The sequence below is a fragment of the Alkalibacterium psychrotolerans genome, assembly GCF_054784355.1.
This window is the reverse complement of record NZ_BAAGPH010000141.1, coordinates 1-15,053: the sequence shown is the minus strand read 5'-3', so window position 1 is coordinate 15,053 and position 15,053 is coordinate 1. Positions and strand designations below refer to the sequence as shown.

Sequence of the window (15,053 nt, the reverse complement as noted above, 5' to 3'; positions counted from 1 at the left end):
TATTTTTGAAAGAAACTCTAATCTATCCTATCAATTTAAGATTAAAATTACTTAAAGAAACAAGGGTTATAAAAAAATAGCCGGATATAGTGTGAAAGCGGATGATTATTTGGTAAACTATTACAGATAACCATCAGTTAAAGAAGCGGAGGGAACCGCATGAAAGAATCTGATTCTTTTTATATTATTAACCGCAACGAGTGGAAAGAACTGAATAACCATACAGAAATCTCATTGACCGATGAAGAAGTTGAAGCACTGCGTTCATTAAATGATCAGGTCTCAGTCACAGATGTGAAGGAAATTTATCTGCCGATTCTTCAGGTGCTACATCAGTATATTAAACATTATCATAAGCGACAGTGTGAAGTGAAAAAACTTCTAAAGAGACCGGCTGAAAAAGATCCGTATATCATCGGGATTGCGGGCAGTGTGGCTGTCGGCAAAAGCACTTTGGCCCGTTTTTTACAGAAAATGATGGCCAGGGCTTACCCTGAAAAGAAAGTCAAGCTCATCACAACCGATGGCTTCCTGTATCCGAATGAAGTGCTGAAAGAACGTAATTTACTGAATAGAAAAGGATTTCCTGAAAGTTATGACATGCATCGCCTCATCTCATTCATGGGTGACGTGAAGAGTGGCAAGCGAAATATTAAAGTTCCGCTGTATTCTCACCGGTTGTATAATATTGTGCCGAATGAATTTGAAATAATCGATCAGCCGGATATCCTGATTGTAGAAGGAATCAATGTGCTGCAATTGCCGGCAAACGAAAAGATATTTGTCAGTGACTTTTTCGATTTCAGCTTCTATGTAGATGCCGAACCTGACCGGATTGAAAAGTGGTACCTTGAACGGTTTGGCGTGCTGCTTCAGACAGCTTTTAAGGACCCGTCAAACTACTACTACCCTTATGCTGTCGGCGACCGGAAAGAGGCATTCAAAATGGCGAAGAATGTCTGGCGTACAATCAACTTAAAAAACCTTCAGGAGTATATTCTACCGACTCGGTTTAGAGCGGATATGATTATTCACAAAACTTCTGAGCATTTTATTGATCAGATTCTTCTTAAAAAGCATTAAAGTAGACAGGAGAGGTCATCAATGTTTAAACGACTAATGGTACTTAGCCTGATGTTTATGTTACTTAGCGGCTGTGCTGCAGATACCGGTGAATCCTTTACCGGAACGGTGATTTCTGTGGATTCCTCTAATCAGTTAATCATACGTCCTGATGAAGGAGAGGGAATCAGGTCGTCCGGGGATGAAGTAGCCATCAGTGCCCCACCAGAGCAGGCTTTTGAAGAAGGGGACAGAGTCGTGGTTACGCATGAAGGCCCCGTTATGGAAAGTCATCCGCTTCAAGTTCATCTGCTTTCAATCGAACATGCAGAAGATTAATACAGGATGAAACGAACCAATTTTGACAATTTTGTGAAATGATACATTAAGTATTACTAAAGAGATAAGTCACTGATTACAAACGCATCTTATCTATATTATACTAGACTTAAAGGAGCCGATAAGATGACCGAGCTAAGAGAAGAACTGGAACAGCTAAAGCTAGAATTGGATTCGTTAAGGCGATTGAACAAGGAACTGTTAGATCATCAGCAGAAGCAGGATTCTCTTGAGTTTTCCTGGTCAGGTAATCTGGGACATTGGTTCTGGGATCTGAAAGAAAATAATGTAACCTTTAATCCAATGAAAGCAGCTGCATTAGGGTTTACTGAAGACGAACTTCCTGAGACAGTTGACTTTCAATTCTTTACCGACCGTCTGCATCCTGAAGATTATGAAGAAGTGATGCAGGTCATGCGTGACCACCTGGCGGGGAAATTACCGGTATGGGAAGTCAAGTACCGTGTACGGGCTAAGGACGGAACCTACAAAACATATTATGACAGAGGTAAAGTGACTCAGAGAGCAGAAGACGGCACGCCTTTGTTTATGAGAGGCATCGTATTTGATATCTCTGAAAATGAAAAAGAAAAAGAAGAGCTCCTGCGTAAAAACAAAGAGTGGGAGTTCCAGTCCAAGCGGGATTCGCTGACTGGTTTGTACAATCGGTCAAATATATTAGTGAAGCTCGGGCAGATTGTGTCGCGCATCAAAACAGGTAAATTAACGACCGTTTCTTTAGTCGTCTTTGACATTGATAACCTGGAGCATCAGAATTCTCTTTTTGGACCGCTCTTTGGTGATGAAATGATCAGACGGGCAGCGGATGTCATGAAAGATGTCATCGATCAGGAATTTTATGCCGGAGCATTCGCAGGCGGAAAGTTTTTGATTGTTCTACCGGACATCAATAAAACTGAGGCTAAAAAAATTGCTGAAGCTATTCGGCTGGATTTTCAGAACAGCGAGTTTTCGGAACCTGCTGAAGCGTCAAGCAGTTCAGGTATAGCAGAATACATTCCAGGAGAAACAGTCAGTCAGTCAGTTCTTTAATCGAGCTGATCGTCTGCTTAGTAAGGTCAAGCGTAATGGGAAAAATCAGGTTTTATCTGATTAGCAATTTCTAGAGATAATCTAAGAGTAAAATAATAGTTTACAGTAGAATGGATGGGCAGACAATGCAGGACAAAATTACAATTCTTGGTATTCCTTTTGACAACATGACGCGAAAAGAATTTCTTAAACAGTTGTATTTGCGTATGGAAAACAAAGAAAAAACTTTTCTCGTAACAGCTAACCCCGAAATTGTGATGTATGCCAGAAATCATCCTTCATATTACAACCTGCTGATGGAAGCTGATTTTATTGCCCCTGACGGGATTGGAATTGTCAGAGCTTCAAGAAAACTGGATAATCCGATACAAGAGCGTGTGCCCGGCTTTGAACTGATGATGGGGCTTTTAGAAATTGCCAATTTGAATAACAAGCGTGTGTATTTTATTGGAGCGCATGAAGAGGTCGTTAATCAGACCGTTAAAAACGTTGAAGATAAGTGGCCGGACCTCACTATTGTCGGACACAGGAATGGTTATTTCAATCATGCCGATCCATCGGTTATTGAGGAAGTAAAGGCAACACGTCCGGATATTGTATTTGTTGCCTTTGGCTTTCCGAGACAGGAAGAGTGGATTAAAACCTATCTCCAACAAGCCGATTACGGCATAGCTGTCGGTGTAGGCGGAAGCTTCGATGTGCTTTCTGGCAATGCCAAGCGTGCACCTTATCTTGTTCAGCGGTTTCACGTGGAATGGCTTTATCGTCTGCTGAAGCAGCCTTCACGCTATAAGCGTATGCTTGCTTTACCGCTGTTTATTAAAGAAATTTACAAGCAGAAACAAAAGGAAAAAGCGAAATGAAAGTGATGCATATAAATGCGGGAAATGAGTACGGCGGAGGCTTGTCTCATATAATTAGCTTGCTCAGCGCGCTCCAGGAGAAAGAGGTCACTGCCGAACTGCTTGTTCTGGAAGAAGGGCCTGTTGCAGCGGCAGCGCGGTTAGAGGAGATAGATGTCACAGTCATTCAGCAGTCGAGCCGGTACGACTTAAGAGTGTTTAAGAAACTGATTAACTACATTAACAACAGTCAGGCAGAAATTGTACACACCCATGGACCAAGAGCCAATATGGTCATGGGTATTCTTAAGCCGTTTATCAAGGCTAAGTGGATTGTAACGCTTCACAGCAATCCGTATCTGGATTTCAGTGACAGAGGTTTGAAGGGCAGTATCTTTGAAAAAATAAATGTATCCAGTGTGAAAAAAGCTGATTCGGTCATAACAGTATCGAACGAAATCAGACGGATTCTGCAAAAGGCAGGGCTTCACGAAACGCAGCTACATACCGTATACAATGGCATTGACTTCGAACCGCCTTTAAATAAAGCAAAAAATGAGCACACCTTCCAGTTAATCGCAGTAGGAAGACTCGAAGCAGTCAAAAACTTCTCTTTTCTGCTTAAAGTACTGGCCGACCTTGGACTACCAAATTGGAAACTGGTCTTATGCGGTGAAGGAAAAGAAAAAGAGGCGCTTATAAGCTTATCCCAAGAACTCAAGATAGAGTCGCATGTTGAATTTAAGGGTTGGCTCAATAAAGAAGACTTGCGGGAAGCAGTCAGCGAGAGTGATTTAATGATCTTGCCATCAATTTCTGAAGGCTTTCCCGTTGTTCTGCTGCAGGCAGCCGAACAGCAGGTTCCCTGTATTGCAAGTAATGTGGGGGATGTTAACATATTGATGGCTTCATCAGATACGGGCTGGCTTATTGAAGCAAATGATGCTACGATTCTCGCCTCATCTCTGAGCGAAGCATATAGTAAGTGGGAAACGCATGAACTGGAAGAAATGGGTAGGCAGTTCAGACAGGCAGCACAACAGTTTTCTCTTCTTAATCAGGCAGAGGCCGTTATAAAAGTATATAATCACGTCATCTGAAACCAGAAACTCGTCAACGAGCTCTCTGGTTTTTTTATTTATTAGAAAACGGTTCAGATTAAACACACATCATTTAGAAAATGAGAAAATGTGATATACTGTAACATAGAGATAGTCCTGATTTAAGGAGGAAAAAGAATGTATCAAACCTATGCAGATGACAGTATGGCATTGCATACAGATTTTTACGAACTGAATATGATTTATACTCACTGGAAAAAAGGAAACCATGATAAGAAAGCAGTATTTGAGGTGTATTACCGCAGCAATCCCTTTGGAATGGGGTACACAATTTTTGCCGGACTTGAGAGGGTAGTCACCTATATAAAGTCTATCCATTTCACTGACTCGGATATTGCCTATTTAAAAGAAGTCAAAGAGTTCCCCGATGATTTTCTGGAGTACCTTAGAAACTGGCAATTTAAAGGAACCATCCGCTCTTTTAAAGAAGGTGAAGTTGCCTTTGCCAATGAACCACTCATACAAGTCGAAGGTGAGCTGGCAGACTGTCAGCTGATTGAAACAGCGCTTTTAAACATCGTCAATTTCCAGACCCTAATTGCAACAAAGGCTTCTCAGGTGAAAAGTGCAGCAGGAGACGATCCTGTTCTTGAATTTGGCGCACGACGCGCTCAGGAATTCGATGCGGCAATCTGGGGAGCACGCGCCACGTACATTGGTGGATGTGACTCGACCAGCAACACGCGTGCCGCTAAGATATTCGGCATTCCGGCTGCCGGAACCCATGCCCATGCACTCGTTCAGGCTTACCGAGATGAGTATCAGGCGTTTAAAGCTTATGCGGAAACGCATAAAGACTGTGTCTTTTTGGTGGATACCTATCACACATTAGACTCTGGTGTGCCCAATGCCATTAAGGTAGCGAAAGAAATGGGTGACAAGATTAATTTTGTCGGTGTGAGACTGGATTCAGGCGATCTGTCCTATTTGTCCAAGCGTGTGAGACAGCAGCTTGATGAAGCAGGCTACCCTGACGCCAAGATATTTGTATCTAATGACCTGGATCCTGAAACTATTCTTAACTTGAAAATGCAGGGAGCCAAGATTGATGTCTGGGGAGTCGGGACCAAAATGATTACAGCTTTTGACCAGCCAGCCCTTGGTGCAGTCTACAAGATTGTCTCTGTAGAAGGAAAAGATCAGACGATGCATCACACACTTAAGCTGACAGCTAACGTTGCTAAAATATCTACGCCAGGCAAAAAACAGGTGTGGCGCATTCGGTCGTACGGCAATAAAAAACCCGAAGGCGATTATATTACTCTGTCAGATGAACGGCCGGATTTGAACGAAGAGCTCTTCATGTTCCATCCACAATACACTTATATAAATAAGACTGTAACCAATTTCTCGGCACGTCCACTTCTTGAAGATATCATCGTGGACGGAGAGCTCGTCTACACGCTCCCTGAACTCGAAGAAATTAAAGAGTACGCGAAGAAGAGCCTGTCTGAACAGTGGGAAGAACATAAGCGTCTGTTGAATCCTGAACCGTATCCGGTGGATTTATCCCAAAAACTTTATGACACTAAAGTTGAAACCATCAACTTATTTAAAAAAATATCCAAGCAGTCCAGCTCAGACAATAATGCTATTTTTTGATGAGCAGTAGACAAACAATTATTTCTAATAAAGGAGAGGCTTATAGTGATGTCCGAACTGCATAAACGCATAGTAGAGGAAATGAAAGTCAAAGCAGAGATTAATCCAGAAGAAGAAATAAGAAAAAGTATTGAGCTAATTAAAAACTACATGAAAAAACACCCGTTCTTGAATAGTCTTGTGCTCGGAATATCTGGCGGACAGGATTCCAGTCTGTTAGGAAAACTTGCCCAGTTGGCAGTGGAAGAATTGAGAGAAGAAACAGGCAAAAGAGACTATTCCTTTATTGCCGTCCGCTTACCTTATGGAGAACAGATGGATGAACAGGATGCCATGGATGCGATTGAATGGATAAAGCCTGATAAGGTTATGCGAGTGGATATTAAGCCGGCAGTTGATGCTCTAGAAGCAGCTTTAAATAAAAATGATTTTGCTATCTCTGACTTCAATAAAGGAAATGTAAAAGCCAGAGAGCGAATGGTCGTCCAGTATGCAATCGCAGGCGATACAGAAGGTGTCGTTCTTGGTACGGATCATTCGGCAGAAGCAGTTACTGGTTTTTATACGAAACATGGAGATGGGGCAACGGATTTAAACCCGCTTTTCCGTTTAAATAAAGGTCAAGGCAAAGCGCTGCTGTCCGATCTCGGTGCACCCGAACATTTAATTAACAAAGTGCCTACTGCCGATCTTGAAGGAGATAAGCCAGGACTGGCAGATGAGCAGGCACTAGGAGTGACTTACGACGAAATAGACGCTTATCTGGAAGGCAAAACTGTCTCTGAAGAAGCCGCAGCTACTATTGAAAGCTGGTACCTGAAGACTCAGCACAAGCGCCATCTTCCGGTAACCATCTTTGACGACTTCTGGAAATAAACTAAATCCATACAAAACCCTTTGCTTTAGTAGTGAAGGGTTTTAGTTACATAACTAAAAGGAGGATTCAGTGTGGCAACTGTTTATATAAATGCCTGTATTTATACAGGAGAAGCTAGAATTGAAAAAGGCTACATCCGTTTTGCTGATGAGATTCTGGGTGTAGGTAAAATGGAACTGTATCAAAAAGAAGAAGCGGACAAAGAAGTGGATCTGGAAGGTCTGTCTATCGTTCCAGGTTTTATAGATGTCCACAGTCATGGGGGCTACGGAGCAGATAACATGGACGCGGATCCGGAAAAAATCAGTGACATGACCTACAAGATGCTGGAGGAAGGCATTACAACTTATTTTCCAACAACCATGACCCAATCGGATGAAGCGATAAAAAATTCCCTGAAAGCAATCAAATCAGCTGCGCAAATGAATCCCATGATTCAAGGCATACATGTGGAAGGGCCCTTTATTTCCAAAGAATATAAAGGGGCACAACCAGAAGCGTTTATTCGACCGGCTGAAGTGGAAACGCTTAAGGATTGGCAGGAAATAAGCGGGGACCTTATCCGTTTAATCACTTACGCTCCAGAAACCGGAAATCTCGAGGATTTTGAAGAGTATTGCTCCGATAACCAGATTGTTCTCTCTGCCGGTCATTCAGGAGCGACTTATGACCAGCTAAAAGAATCAAAGGCGACGCATGTCACCCACCTTTTCAACGGGCAAAGAGGTCTTCATCACAGAGAAATAGGTGTGAGCGGCTATGGTCTGCTGGAAGATGATGTTTCTGTTGAAATGATAGTGGATGGCTATCATATATCTAAACCAATGGTTCAGCTTGCTTATAAAGCCAAAGGGGCTGATGGCATTCAGCTGATTACAGACTCCATGAGAGCGAAAGGACTACCCGATGGCGAGAGTGAATTAGGCGGTCAGACCGTAACAGTCAAGGACAAACAGGCTAGACTGGAAGACGGGACTCTTGCCGGAAGTGTGCTGACATTCATTGATGCGTTTAAAAATATGATGAAGTACACAGGCTGCTCAATGGAAGAAGCTGTTAAAATGAGCTCAGTCAATCAGGCAAAGGAATTTAAACTGGCTGAAAAAGGTCAGTTAAAACCAAGTTTCGCTGCCGATATGGTTGTTCTGGATAAAGGATTAACCATTAAACAAACTGTCTTAGGAGGAAAAATTCATGAATTCAACTAATAAAAATATGAACATCATTATAGTCAAAAATAAACAAGAAGGCGGAAAAAAAGCATTTGAACTGATTAAAGAGGCTCTTGAAAAGGGCGCAGAAGTATTCGGTTTAGCTACTGGCAGTACGCCAGAAACGCTTTATGAGGAAATCAGAAACAGCAGTCTGGATTTTACTGATAAAACAGCTATTAATCTGGACGAATATGTGGGTCTGCCATCTGACCACCCGCAAAGTTATTATACGTTTATGAAGGAACAGTTATTTAATGCCAAGCCGTTTAAAGAAACACATATACCTGATGGTCTGGCAGATGAAAAAGATGAACCGAAGCGCTACGACTCAGTTATTGAAAACAATCCAATTGATGTCCAGATATTAGGTATCGGGACTAATGCTCATATAGGTTTCAATGAACCGGGTACCTCCTTTGAGAGTACCACTCATAAAGTGACGTTAACGCAGGCGACAATTGAAGCGAACAAGCATTATTTTGAATCTGAAGACGATATGCCTCGCTCCGCTTACTCAATGGGCATTGAGTCCATTATGTCCGCCAAAAAGATTATACTGATGGCATATGGCGAAAATAAAGCCCAGGCTATAGCTGATACGGTTAATGGCCCGGTGACCGAAGCTGTTCCGTCCAGTATTCTTCAGCACCATGGCAATGTGACGCTGATTTTAGATGAAGCGGCTGCCAGCAAACTTGAGAGAAATTAAAGGCAGGAAAGGATCAATTATGTCAAAAAAAATTCCCGTCTATATAGCAATGCACAATAAAATCAGACAGCGAATTGTGTCGAATGAGTGGAAAAAAGGCAAAAAAATTCCATCTGAGCGAGATTTGGCTGAAGAGTTTGAAGTGAGTAGAATGACAGCCAGGCAGGCGGTCAGTTCCTTAGTAGAAGAAGGACTCCTGGAAAGACGAAGAGGATCAGGGACATTCGTCGCTTCAGAAAAAGTGCGTGAAAAGTTAAAAGGAATTCCCAGCTTTACTGAAACGATCGAACGGCTGGGCAAGAAGCCGACAAGTAAACTGATTTCTTACTACACTAAACGGGCGAGTGAAAGCGAAGCGGAAAAACTTCAAATTGGACAGAATGAAATGGTCATAATTATGGAACGCTTGAGATATGCTGACGGCGAGCCTATCTGCTTTGAAGTAGCAACATTGCCTGAGTCGGTTATAAAATCATTCAGTAAGGAAGAGTTGACTCAACACCTTTACCGAACGCTCTCTGAACAAGGTTTTGAAGTAGCACGAGCGGAACAGATTATATCAGCAACTTGGGCATCCGAGAAAGTGGCTGATCTGCTTCAAGTAAAAAGAGAGTCGCCAATTTTAAGATTAAAGCAGGTCAGTTATACACAGGATAATGTCCCCTTTGAATATGTCAGAGCACAGTATGTCGGGTCACGTTACGAATTCTTTCTTGAAGCAACCAGTGAATAAATTTGTAGTGTGTAACCGTATTGGATTTTGAGAAAAATAAAACCGGTAAGCGAGACATTTCTCCTCGCTTACCGGTTTTATTATGTGCAGTTAAAAGGATCAGTTGCTGCTGTCAAGATTGTCTTCAGCATCGATACTGTCTGCTTCGTCTTCAATTATATCAAGCACTTCGTCCTCGCCATAATTACCCAAATTTTCAATTTCCATGTGTTCCCGCAGTTCTTCCTGAAGGCTCAACAGGCTGTGGTCGAAAGGTCTAAATACATATAAATCGTGACCGTATTCCGGGACATAGACAAATTCATCTACACCTGAAATTTCAATCGAGTCAATTGTATTAGCTGCCGGACGGTAATTGGCCGCAACTGAGAACATCTGCTGTGGCGTCATATTAGTCTGAAGGTTAGGACGAATAGCATTGAGAATGGGGGTGAGATTGGCTATGGAACCAAATGAAAGGAGTTCTTCCGTCAGTGCTTCAATCACTTCACGCTGGCGTTCTTGTCTGCCAAAGTCTCCTCGAGGGTCCTGCTTTCTCATTCGTGCATATCCCAGTGCTTCTTCGCCATCCAGCATCTGTATGCCTTCTTCAATTTGAATGGCATCCAGATTCTCTTCACTGTCCTGAACGGTGAAGGCAAGGGGAGAATCAACAGTGATGCCGCCAACAGCATCAACCATGTCGACCAGTCCATCAAAATTTAATGTGGCATAAAAGGATATGGGAATAGTTAAATAGTCTTCCAGATAATCGATGACACCACTGACACCATAAAAAGCGTGCAAAGCATTAATTTTTTCAAGTCGGTCGTCATTTGAATGAGGCAGTGTAATTAATGTATCTCTTGGAATAGAAACAATTTTTGTGGATTCTTTTTCAGGGTTGACCGTCGCAACAAGCATTGAATCGGAACGGCTGGACCCGTTTTCTTCGTCCAAGCCTAAAATAAGTATGGAAATGGGAAGCATATCGCGTATCGTTTCATCACTTTCGGACGTATCGCGCAGTTCTTCTGGTGTGTCTTCAGAGACATCTGAGAGTAACTGGACAACTTGCCAGCCATAATAACCGGCATAGGTGCCAAGACCAAAAGCCAGGACTATACCTATTACCACAGCTGCTCTTTTTAACCAGGTGTTTCTCGTTTTTTTATTAGTATGCTTATCTGATCGCATATCGGCCTCTTTTCTAAACTCGGGATGTAGAATCTCTTATAAGTTTAATCTAATCACATTTCAATTGCAATTGTGATTTGTATTATAAGGATGCTATACTATAGAAAATGCTATTTTAGAAAAGAGTTAACTTATGTATAATATGTTTCTGGTATTACTGGTTTGTATTTTCACTTTGCTGAATACACTTGTCTTGACGCCAGTATTTAAACTGATTGCAAAAAAACTGAAGATTGTCGATGAACCGGAGGCTAGAAGGGTACATGAGAAAGTGATGCCGACAATGGGCGGGCTGACCATTTATATTTCATTTTACCTGTCAGCTTTTTTTCTAATTCCTACAGATGGAACGCAACTGCTGCCGATATTTATAGGGGCTACGATAATTGTGCTGACGGGTATGCTGGATGATTTATTTGAACTCAAGCCGCTGGTTAAAATAGTCGGCATTCTAGCGGGTGCCGGTTCGGTCTATGCTTTTGGAGATATCGCACTGGAAACGATGACGCTTCCCTATTACGGTACAATAGAATTTGGTGCATGGCAGATGCCATTAACACTGTTATGGATAGTTGGGCTGACAAATGCGATTAATCTGATTGACGGTCTGGATGGACTGGCAAGCGGGATATCAATGATCGCTTTGACAACTATGGGAGTAATTGGCTTTTTCTTTCTGACAATTGAAGAAGTCTCCATATCGATAATGATTTTTGTCCTGGTTGCTGCTATAGCCGGTTTCTGGCCGTATAATTTTCAGCCGGCCAGTATTTTTCTCGGTGATACAGGGGCGCTCTTTCTTGGCTTCATGATAGGGATATTCTCTCTGCAGGGACTGAAGAATGCGACGCTTATTTCACTGATACTGCCGATTGTGATACTGGGGATTCCCGTAACGGACACTCTGTTTGCCATGATCAGGCGTAAACTGAACAGGCAGTCTATATCAACGGCTGATAAGAATCATATTCATCACCGTCTGATGAGTCTGGGGTTGTCCCATCGTCAAACCGTTTTAGCCATCTATTGTGTATCAGCAATTTTTTCGGTCATCGCCTTGCTGTACAATTTTTCAACCTTTATTGGCTCGATACTGCTTACAGTTTTTGTTCTTTTGGGGGTTCAGCTATTTGTAGAAATTATTGGTCTTGTTGGTGAAGAAAGACGGCCCATGCTCAGACAGCTGAAAAAATTCGGGAAACGACTGAACGGATAGATATCAGCATATAAAAAGAGACAACCCGCGGGTTGTCTCTTTTTAATTGTTATTCTGTTTGGAGCTGCTGGTGCTGGTTGAATTGTCTTCCAGTTCAGCTGCGCTTTGTGAGGATTCTCTTTCCGTTTGGTTCAGTGAATCCTGCATCGCCTGCTGAATTTGAGAAAAACTGTCGGGTTGTATTCTGACAAGATCCATGTCTCGTTCCACGAAACTAGTCCATTCAAAAACGTGAGATTCGACTGCAAAAGACTGGTTCAGCCCGGTCTGAGCAATGGCGCGCATGTCACTCGTTCGCATGTTTGTTCGCATATTGCTGCCGACTGTTTCAGCGATTGATGTGTACTTGGAAACTGACTGGAAATTTAAGGCTTTGCTAATAATGGCTTCAATAATCTGCTGCTGTCGGTGACCGCGAGCAACGTCATCATCAATTTTCCGTGTACGTGCCAGAGCTAGTGCTTCTTCTCCGTTTAAAGACTGGAAGCCTTCCTCCAGAGTGATAACCCCCATGTTGTCATTGGAATCCATTTCGTTAATTGTCACGGGCACATCCATTTCAATTCCGCCCAGGGCATCTATGACATCCAGAAAGGCTGTAAAGTTGAATGTTGCATAATAATGAACAGGGACATCCAGCCATTCTTCAATCGTCTGTACCATGACACTTTCTTTTCCGATAGCATAGGCCGCATTGATGCGGTCATGTCTGATAACAGTCCCGTTTCGCACAATAGGGACATAAGTATCACGGGGGATGGAAATCATATTCATTTCATGAGTATGCGGATTCAGTGTGGCATAAATAATGGAGTCTGCACGCGTCGATTGGAGCTGACGGTCCTCATCATTATCAATACCGAGAAAGAGGAAAGATACAGGCTGATCAATGGGATTGACTTCTTCTACCGGTTCAGGTCGATCAATTTCGACAAAAGATGCTTCAATTTCATTTTCAACAGTAGCAAATAAATGAGCTGCGTAGACAGTGGCTACTAGGATAAGGGTGAACAGTGGGATAAGAAAGGTCAAGATTATCCGTTGTCGTCGTTTCTTCTTATGTCGCTGATTGCTTTCTAAACGTGAATTTCTGAGGTGATTCGACACTAGCTGTACTCCTTTGTTTTTAGTCTGCTAAATGTGTATATCCTGTATTATTATTAACTGAATAGTCATGTGTGTCAATAGGCAGACGCTTCTATCCGGGTAATAATTGTCTTAAGTCACTTTTTGTTCATGATTGTGCTAGAGAGTTAGTCCTTGATATCCATTTCCATCCATGCTTTTTCGCCCAATGTAATGACGCCCTGAGCACTAGTCCAGTTAGTAATATCTAATTTAAACTGTTCGAGTTCTTCAATTTTAACGATGCAGTTGAATAAAACGGTATCTGTATAGTCAATTGACTGTATTATGTAAGGGGACTGCTCTAAAGTATTCTGCAGTTTTCCACTTAAATGATAGGATATGTCGACCGATACCAATTGATTCATCTGTTTTTCCACTAGGCCGATAGCATTTATGGCTTCTGATACGGCACTACCATACGCTCTAATCAGCCCCCCCGCTCCTAACTTCACTCCGCCGAAATAACGTGTTACAACAGCAGTCGTATTTTTTAGCTGTTGTTTTTTCAGAACTTCCAGCATAGGAACTCCCGCAGTACCGGAAGGCTCACCGTCATCTGACATGCGCTGAATCGAATTAGTGTTGCCGATTAGGTAAGCAAAGCAATTGTGGTTGGCCTTGGGGTGCTCAGTTCTTATATCTTCAATGAATGCTTGAGCATCTGCTTCTGTTTCTGTTCGTTTCATCGAGCAGATAAAGCGAGATTTGTTGATGATTAATTCATGACTTCCTTGAGATTTTACTGTACGAAAGTTATCCATGGTTACCCTCTTTCATTTTTCTATTGAATTGGTGTATAATGAATCCTGAAACCTAAAAATAATAGTAGTTATTCTAATATCTACTGCCTATCAGATTAATCCAATCGACATGGAGGTGAAAAGAAATTATGCGTATAGCAATTGTAACAGATAGTACTGCCTACTTAAATAATGAGGAGTACGAAAAGAACAATCTGTTTTTTGTACCATTGTCCTGTATTTTTGAGCAGGATATCTACAAGGAACAAGTTGATATTACTATGGAAGAATTTTTTGAAAAAGTTGCTCAAACTGATAAGTTGCCTACTAGCTCTCAGCCCACTGTAGGGGACTTCATGAAACTTTATGAAAAACTAAAAGAAGACTTTGATGCAGTAATCAGTATCCATTTATCAAGTCGTATTTCTGGAACATTCCAGAATGCATTCAGTGTAGCGCGATCAATGGAAGGTATAACCGTTCATCCATATGATTCGGGATTTGCCGGTGCAGGCTTAGCTTTACAGGTCAAAGAAGCAGTCAGGCTAGCTGATGAAGGAAAATCAGTCAGTGACATTATCAGTAGACTTGATGAACTCAAGGATGCAACAGACATTTATTTTGCTGTGGATGACGTGACCAACCTGATAAAAGGAGGACGCTTGTCCAAAACAGCTGGAGGAGTAGCAACGCTGCTTAAAATTAAGCCCGTGCTGACTATGAGAGCTGGAGAGATTATTGCCTTTGATAAAATCAGAACAATGAAAAAAGCACTTAAACGTATGGAAAGTTTACTGGAAGAGGCTGTGAAAGAAGCCCCTTATCCTATTCATGCGATTGTCGTTCATGCCTATTGTGAAGAGGATGCCCAGGCATTTTTGAACAGGCTTGAAGAAAAATTCCCAACAGTACGATTTGAATTTAGTTTTTTAGGCCCTGTCGTTGGTGTCCATACTGGCCAAGGTGCCATTGGGATGACCTGGACCAAAGACTATACACGCATGTAAGTGATGCCATTATATTTAAGGTTATTTAACTAGTATTTCGAGAAGACACCAGATTCTGGTGTCTTTTTTTCGTGAGTATTGTAATGCTTGGATAATATATAAGAGTACACTAGTGTTGCATAAAACTATAAATTACTGATGTTGACTTATTGTTAATTAAATCACAATAGGTTTTCGTTAAAATTTAAAAAAAGTCAAATGCTGGCGCAGCGGATGACTTTTTCCAGAATTTTT

15 protein-coding genes are annotated in these 15,053 nt (G+C 41.9%); 12 read left to right on the top strand and 3 right to left on the bottom strand.

Annotation, left to right across the window (positions count from 1 at the left end; all coding sequences use genetic code 11):
- Positions 1 to 159 precede the first annotated feature (159 nt).
- From coaA to ACYVLS_RS11720, 10 genes are all read left to right on the top strand, one after another.
- Positions 160 to 1,083, top strand: a complete 924-nt coding sequence (gene coaA, locus ACYVLS_RS11765) for a type I pantothenate kinase (protein ID WP_460324774.1) — start codon at positions 160 to 162, stop codon at positions 1,081 to 1,083.
- Positions 1,084 to 1,104: 21 nt separating this feature from the next.
- Entirely contained in the window at positions 1,105 to 1,401 is a 297-nt protein-coding gene (locus ACYVLS_RS11760) for a hypothetical protein (RefSeq protein WP_460324772.1), read from the top strand.
- A 126-nt stretch (positions 1,402 to 1,527) separates the two neighbouring features.
- On the top strand, positions 1,528 to 2,454 hold the full coding sequence (locus ACYVLS_RS11755; protein ID WP_460324770.1) for a sensor domain-containing diguanylate cyclase: 927 nt from the start codon (positions 1,528 to 1,530) through the stop codon (positions 2,452 to 2,454).
- 125 nt (positions 2,455 to 2,579) lie between these two features.
- Positions 2,580 to 3,317, top strand: coding sequence for a WecB/TagA/CpsF family glycosyltransferase (locus ACYVLS_RS11750; protein ID WP_460324768.1), 738 nt, complete (start codon positions 2,580 to 2,582; stop codon positions 3,315 to 3,317).
- Entirely contained in the window at positions 3,314 to 4,396 is a 1,083-nt protein-coding gene (locus tag ACYVLS_RS11745) for a glycosyltransferase (protein ID WP_460324766.1), read from the top strand. Before ACYVLS_RS11750 ends, ACYVLS_RS11745 begins: the two co-directional genes overlap by 4 nt.
- Before the next feature lie 138 nt (positions 4,397 to 4,534).
- The gene (locus ACYVLS_RS11740) at positions 4,535 to 6,019 is read left to right on the top strand and encodes a nicotinate phosphoribosyltransferase (protein ID WP_460324764.1); all 1,485 of its coding nucleotides are present in this window, start codon (positions 4,535 to 4,537) and stop codon (positions 6,017 to 6,019) included.
- 48 nt (positions 6,020 to 6,067) lie between these two features.
- Positions 6,068 to 6,895, top strand: coding sequence for an ammonia-dependent NAD(+) synthetase (gene nadE, locus ACYVLS_RS11735; protein WP_460324762.1), 828 nt, complete (start codon positions 6,068 to 6,070; stop codon positions 6,893 to 6,895).
- A gap of 72 nt (positions 6,896 to 6,967) precedes the next feature.
- A complete protein-coding gene (nagA, locus tag ACYVLS_RS11730) occupies positions 6,968 to 8,104 on the top strand; it encodes an N-acetylglucosamine-6-phosphate deacetylase (RefSeq protein ID WP_460324760.1) in 1,137 nt (378 codons plus the stop codon).
- 7 nt (positions 8,105 to 8,111) lie between these two features.
- Entirely contained in the window at positions 8,112 to 8,819 is a 708-nt protein-coding gene (locus ACYVLS_RS11725) for a glucosamine-6-phosphate deaminase (RefSeq protein ID WP_460324817.1), read from the top strand.
- 19 nt (positions 8,820 to 8,838) lie between these two features.
- Positions 8,839 to 9,552 carry a GntR family transcriptional regulator gene (locus ACYVLS_RS11720; protein WP_460324758.1) on the top strand — a complete coding sequence of 238 codons (714 nt, stop codon included), beginning with the start codon at positions 8,839 to 8,841 and terminating at the stop codon, positions 9,550 to 9,552.
- Between the two features lie 99 nt (positions 9,553 to 9,651).
- Here the strand turns inward: ACYVLS_RS11720 and ACYVLS_RS11715 are convergent, their stop codons facing one another.
- Positions 9,652 to 10,728, bottom strand: a complete 1,077-nt coding sequence (locus tag ACYVLS_RS11715) for an LCP family glycopolymer transferase (protein ID WP_460324756.1) — start codon at positions 10,726 to 10,728, stop codon at positions 9,652 to 9,654.
- A 133-nt stretch (positions 10,729 to 10,861) separates the two neighbouring features.
- Between ACYVLS_RS11715 and ACYVLS_RS11710 the strand changes: the two genes are divergently transcribed.
- Complete coding sequence (locus ACYVLS_RS11710) at positions 10,862 to 11,944, top strand: glycosyltransferase family 4 protein (RefSeq protein WP_460324754.1); 1,083 nt, start codon at positions 10,862 to 10,864, stop codon at positions 11,942 to 11,944.
- Positions 11,945 to 11,986: 42 nt separating this feature from the next.
- On the opposite strand, the gene ACYVLS_RS11705 is transcribed toward ACYVLS_RS11710, so the two are convergent.
- Positions 11,987 to 13,051: an LCP family protein gene (locus ACYVLS_RS11705; RefSeq protein WP_460324752.1), complete on the bottom strand. Its 1,065-nt coding sequence runs from the start codon at positions 13,049 to 13,051 to the stop codon at positions 11,987 to 11,989.
- A gap of 146 nt (positions 13,052 to 13,197) precedes the next feature.
- On the bottom strand, positions 13,198 to 13,833 hold the full coding sequence (locus ACYVLS_RS11700; RefSeq protein WP_460324750.1) for a YigZ family protein: 636 nt from the start codon (positions 13,831 to 13,833) through the stop codon (positions 13,198 to 13,200).
- 128 nt (positions 13,834 to 13,961) lie between these two features.
- Here ACYVLS_RS11700 and ACYVLS_RS11695 point away from each other — a divergent pair, with 128 nt between their 5' ends.
- A complete protein-coding gene (locus ACYVLS_RS11695; RefSeq protein ID WP_460324748.1) occupies positions 13,962 to 14,819 on the top strand; it encodes a DegV family protein in 858 nt (285 codons plus the stop codon).
- Positions 14,820 to 15,053: the final 234 nt, after the last annotated feature.

Excerpts from the sequence above, each read along its gene's own strand:
- ACYVLS_RS11695 (WP_460324748.1), top strand. The coding sequence starts at position 13,962 with ATGCGTATAGCAATTGTAACAGATAGTACTGCCTACTTAAATAATGAG.
- ACYVLS_RS11745 (WP_460324766.1), top strand. The coding sequence starts at position 3,314 with ATGAAAGTGATGCATATAAATGCGGGAAATGAGTACGGCGGAGGCTTG.
- coaA (WP_460324774.1), top strand. The coding sequence starts at position 160 with ATGAAAGAATCTGATTCTTTTTATATTATTAACCGCAACGAGTGGAAA.
- ACYVLS_RS11715 (WP_460324756.1), bottom strand. The coding sequence starts at position 10,728 with ATGCGATCAGATAAGCATACTAATAAAAAAACGAGAAACACCTGGTTA.
- ACYVLS_RS11750 (WP_460324768.1), top strand. The coding sequence starts at position 2,580 with ATGCAGGACAAAATTACAATTCTTGGTATTCCTTTTGACAACATGACG.
- ACYVLS_RS11720 (WP_460324758.1), top strand. The coding sequence starts at position 8,839 with ATGTCAAAAAAAATTCCCGTCTATATAGCAATGCACAATAAAATCAGA.
- ACYVLS_RS11755 (WP_460324770.1), top strand. The coding sequence starts at position 1,528 with ATGACCGAGCTAAGAGAAGAACTGGAACAGCTAAAGCTAGAATTGGAT.
- ACYVLS_RS11760 (WP_460324772.1), top strand. The coding sequence starts at position 1,105 with ATGTTTAAACGACTAATGGTACTTAGCCTGATGTTTATGTTACTTAGC.
- ACYVLS_RS11700 (WP_460324750.1), bottom strand. The coding sequence starts at position 13,833 with ATGGATAACTTTCGTACAGTAAAATCTCAAGGAAGTCATGAATTAATC.
- ACYVLS_RS11725 (WP_460324817.1), top strand. The coding sequence starts at position 8,112 with ATGAACATCATTATAGTCAAAAATAAACAAGAAGGCGGAAAAAAAGCA.
- nadE (WP_460324762.1), top strand. The coding sequence starts at position 6,068 with ATGTCCGAACTGCATAAACGCATAGTAGAGGAAATGAAAGTCAAAGCA.
- ACYVLS_RS11710 (WP_460324754.1), top strand. The coding sequence starts at position 10,862 with ATGTATAATATGTTTCTGGTATTACTGGTTTGTATTTTCACTTTGCTG.
- ACYVLS_RS11740 (WP_460324764.1), top strand. The coding sequence starts at position 4,535 with ATGTATCAAACCTATGCAGATGACAGTATGGCATTGCATACAGATTTT.